The organism is Roseovarius sp. D22-M7, assembly GCF_037083785.1.
Classification (GTDB): Bacteria; Pseudomonadota; Alphaproteobacteria; order Rhodobacterales; family Rhodobacteraceae; genus Roseovarius.
Genome location: NZ_JBAPKY010000117.1, coordinates 1 through 4,349, shown reverse-complemented (window position 1 = coordinate 4,349; position 4,349 = coordinate 1). Strand labels below are relative to the sequence as shown.

The 4,349-nt window shown below is 59.9% G+C and carries 3 protein-coding genes; 1 reads left to right on the top strand and 2 read right to left on the bottom strand.

Features of this window, described 5'->3' with window-relative positions; all coding sequences use genetic code 11:
• The first annotated feature begins 460 nt into the window (after positions 1 to 460).
• Positions 461 to 1,645, top strand: a complete 1,185-nt coding sequence (locus tag V8324_RS21215) for a hypothetical protein (protein ID WP_336421885.1) — start codon at positions 461 to 463, stop codon at positions 1,643 to 1,645.
• A gap of 81 nt (positions 1,646 to 1,726) precedes the next feature.
• Here the strand turns inward: V8324_RS21215 and V8324_RS21210 are convergent, their stop codons facing one another.
• Both V8324_RS21210 and V8324_RS22535 read right to left on the bottom strand, forming a co-directional pair.
• Complete coding sequence (locus V8324_RS21210) at positions 1,727 to 3,325, bottom strand: BCCT family transporter (protein ID WP_336421884.1); 1,599 nt, start codon at positions 3,323 to 3,325, stop codon at positions 1,727 to 1,729.
• Positions 3,326 to 3,403: 78 nt separating this feature from the next.
• Entirely contained in the window at positions 3,404 to 3,847 is a 444-nt protein-coding gene (locus V8324_RS22535) for a hypothetical protein (protein WP_442970593.1), read from the bottom strand.
• Positions 3,848 to 4,349 lie beyond the last annotated feature (502 nt).

The following is a 4,349-nucleotide window of genomic DNA, read 5'->3' as shown; positions in this document are numbered from 1 at the left end:
CGTCCCGCGCATCGTCATCCCCCTACATGCCGTGCAAAGGGTGAATCACGTTCTCAAATCCATGTCGAGGCGGGGTTTTTCAGCAGCCTGCTAAGCGCCCTCATCTCAAGCCCTGGTGTTCAAGTGGGGGGTTCGATGGTAGCGGAGGACCGTTCAAGACGGAAACCCCACCGACTAACCCTCTGTAAAATAGAGGTTTATCGAATTCGAGGGACCTGAATTTTGCGGATTAATTGATTTCGAGGTTCAAGGCGCGACGTGGCTCGGCGGGCGGTCCCGTCATCAATGCCGTTCGGCGGGACAAAGTGACCAAAATCACACTCAGTTCGTGCGAAAGATGTTCAAATCACGGCACAGCGTGTTCAAGGGGCTTGATTGGCCCGACGCGCAGCGGCAACATGGGCGTCAGGGCGTTCTACTTGGGGAATGTCGGCTATCAATCATTTTCGCGGAGGTTCGCATGTTACCTAAACTCATTGCAGCAATCGTGCTTTTCCTCACGTCACACGCCTGTCTTTCGCAGACGCTTCAATCTTCCGGACCCGTCACGTCGAATATTGATCGCAGTGTCGAAGATCTCCGTCCTGATCCCGTATTTGACGGTGAAATTATCACCGAGGCACGGGCCAAAGAAATGATTGCATCCTTCGGATGGACGCTTGTAAGTGTTGATGCGTGCGGCGGCAATAATGGATCCTGCATAGACCTCACCATCGTCAAGAAAAACGAACGGGTCTTTCGGTACACCCTCGCGCAGGATCGGTGCGCGGCCGGCCTTAAGGTGAGCAAGGGCGGTTTGAGAAACACAAGAACCTCCCGGACCAAAGAGGAAACCATTGCGCCGCGACGCTCAGGCAGGCCGCGCGATTTCTGTATCGACGGACACCGCGTATCGAGCCGTATTGTGCTGGAGAACAGCACGCTTCTGATGCCGGACGCCCTGGTGGTCAAGTTCGAGCACACACTGCAATTGCCCGGAGAGGCCAGGTGGGAAAGTCAGGTGACCCTGTCCGAAAGCGACTGGAAGACTGGCCTCGTTCTGCCGCCGAGCGGTCGATACGAAGGGTGGGCGTGGGAAGTGCGCGATGGTGACGGCCAGACGCTGAACAGCGATTCCGATGAAGTGCAGCGCATCGCGGCAGATGGCGGCTCTGAGGCGTCACCCGAAGCGCGGTGTGAGACCCGGGCGAACTTGATTGGCACGATAGGCAACACGGAGCGCGCCTTGAGCGACCAAGCCTGCAAGATGATTGAGCCGGACGTAATCGTCGTCGGACCGGTCGAATGGAATGTAAGCTTCTGCGAGATTTACCATTCGGCTACGGTCACGGAAATCGAAAAAGTGCGGGCCGAATTCATGGACGCCTGCCTGGCTAATCCTGATCTTGTTCTCACTGCCTCGGATCCGAATGAAACAGTCGTGGACCTGGCGGAACTCATCACATTCCAGAACATCTTCGAGCATGAGGGCGTTCCTTCCGTGTGCATCGACTTCACTGCAAAGGACGTTTCGGTTGACATGGGAGATAACCTGAACTGCACGGGTGACGTGCGCTTCCATTGCTACAATAAGCCTGACGGTTCTTGCTACTGCGAGCCGGGAGCGGTCGTTTCCAAGGAACTTGCATGTGCGGAAGTCGACTGAGGCGTTGTTGCACAAGTCTGACGACGGAGGATTCACTTCGTGAACCAATGCCGTTGGAAGCGCTGCATGAGCAAGCCATATTCAGCGCGATCGCAAGCTGCGCCGGCGCTGCACCTCGGGATCGCGCCGGAGCGTGCGCCACAGCGCGATGCCCGCCAGGATCAGCACCAGCGACATCGGCAGGCCGAGACTGATCGCTGCGTTGCGGATCGCCGAAAGGCCGCCGAGAAGCAGCAGCGTCACCGCCGCCGCCCCCTCCGAGAGCGCCCAGAACACGCGCTGCGCCCGGGGCGGGTGAAGCTTGCCACCCGATGTCACGATATCGTCGACCAGAGATCCCGAATCCGACGAGGTCACGAAGAAGAGCAGGATCAGCACGGTCGCGACGGTGATCAAGATCGACGCAAAGGGCAGTGTGTCCAGCACCGCCTGAAGCGAGGCGCTTTCGTTCTCGTTGACTGCTGTGATCAGGTCAGGCCCGCCCTCGGCACGCTGCGCTTCGATGCCCGTCCCGCCGAACACGGCGAACCAGAAGAACGTGAGCAGGACCGGTGCCAGCAGGACGCCCAGAATGAATTCCTTGATCGTTCTGCCCTTCGAGACGCGGGCCACGAATATCGCCACGAAAGGCGCCCAGGATATCCACCAGCCCCAATAGAACACGGTCCACGTCGTCTGCCATTCCGACGACGCGCCGGTCCCGAGATGCAGGCTCATCCGCGGCAGCGTCCGCAGATAGTCGCCGAGCGCCGAGACGAAGAGTTCCATCACGGCAAGGGTCGGCCCGGCGAGGAAAACGAATGCCGCAAGAAGCACGATCAGATACAGGTTCGCACGGCTGAGCATCTGCACCCCCTTCTTCACACCCGAGACGACCGAGATAGTGGCGGCAAGCGTGATGCCGGCGATCAACAGCGATTGCGTCCAGGCGCTGTCGGGCACGTCGAAGAAAGACGAGAGCGACGCGTTGATCTGCATCGCCCCGAGGCCCAGCGAGGTGGCCACTCCGAGCAGGGTGCCAACTGTGCAGAGAATGTCGGTACCGTGCCCGATCGGGCCCTTGTACCGCTCGCCGATCAGTGGCTCCAGCACCGCGCGCGGTGCGAGCGGCAGGCCACGGTTGAAATGCGCATGCGCCACGGCAAGAGCGAAGACGATGTAGATCGCCCACGCATGCAGACCCCAATGGAAATAGGCAAGGCGGGTCGCCTCGACAGCAGCTGCATCCGTCAACGGCTCGGCCTCGAGCGGGTCCTGATAATGCAGCAGCGGTTCGGCGACGCCGAAGTAGACGAGACCGATTCCCATGCCCGCGGCGAAAAGCATGCCGAACCAGCCGATCCGGCTGAATTCCGGCCTTGCATCCGGCCCTCCCAGGCGGATGTGCCTTGCGGGAGAGGCGAGGATGGCGAAAGTCAGCAGCAGGAATCCGGTAACAATCAGCATGTAGAACCAGCCGAAATAGTGGAAGATACCGGCCCGGACCGTCTCGAACAAAGAGCGCGTGGCCTCTGTCATGCCGGCTCCGGCGGCCACGAAGACGATGACGACGGCTGCGGATCCGAAGAAGACGGTTGGCTCCATATGAGCGGTCAGCCGCCGCCACAGGGACCGCGTCTGGACCTGTTCTTTTCCGCTGCCGCGGTCTTCGCTCTCGGTGTCGCCTTCTTTGCCGGCCATGTCTTCTTTCCCGGACCGCGCCACCGCGCCCGCCTCGGCGGTGCGGATCCGCTCTACGATGTTCTGGCGATTGCCGCCTTACCTGACAATGGTCGGCATCTGTTTCAAGGTGGCGTTCCCGAGGGATCGACCCACGTGCGGATCTTCAGGAGTGACATGGGTTGGTGGATCGCCGCGGCCCGTTGCCGCACTGCGGGACGCTTGACTGGCCAGCGAACGCCCGCCGGCGATCCGACAGGATCGTTGCTTGATCCTCGTGTTTTCAATCCGGCGGATCAAAGCCGATAAGTCGTGCATATTCAGCCTCGACAACACCGTAGGAGCCATGTGTTTCGCTTTCGAGCCCGGTGCGATCGAGGATGATGATCTGACCGCGATAGGCACGGATNTGCGATCGAGGATGATGATCTGACCGCGATAGGCACGGATCATTCCCTTGCCCTCGAGAATATGTATGCCGACCGTTACCCCGGCCCGGCGCACACCCAGCATGATCGACATGAACTCGTGGGTCAGGCTCATCTTGTCGCTCTTGATCCGGTCATGACACATCAAGAGCCACCGCGCGAGCCGTTCTTCCAGCTTGGCATGCCCGTTCGACAATGCCGTGTGCGAGATCTGCGTCATGAGGCTTTGCACGTATCGCAGGAGGTGGCGCTGAAGGGAGGTGCTCTGCCCAAGCAGATCCCATAATCTTTCGGCCTCGATGAACCACCCGTCGCCCGGAATCTGCATGAACGTCTTCTGGGAGGAATACTCGCTGTGCATCACGATCGCGGTTCCCGACATGCCCTCATGGCCAAAGAGGCCAACTTCGATGGGCCGACCGTTCTCGATCATCGCCACCGTCGACCCCACGCCGGACCTTGGGAAATAGACATGGCGGATCGGCGCGTCCGGTTCTTCGAGGACCATGCCCTGGGGCATTTTTGCGCGTTCCGGGGACATCCGATCACCGGTTCCGATAACATCCGATCAGTGATTCCGATTTAATCCGATCACCTGTTCCGGGGCATCCGATCAC

Bases quoted from the DNA above. Each gene is read 5' to 3' on its own strand.
- V8324_RS21210 (WP_336421884.1), bottom strand. From the start codon at position 3,325: ATGGCCGGCAAAGAAGGCGACACCGAGAGCGAAGACCGCGGCAGCGGA.
- V8324_RS21215 (WP_336421885.1), top strand. From the start codon at position 461: ATGTTACCTAAACTCATTGCAGCAATCGTGCTTTTCCTCACGTCACAC.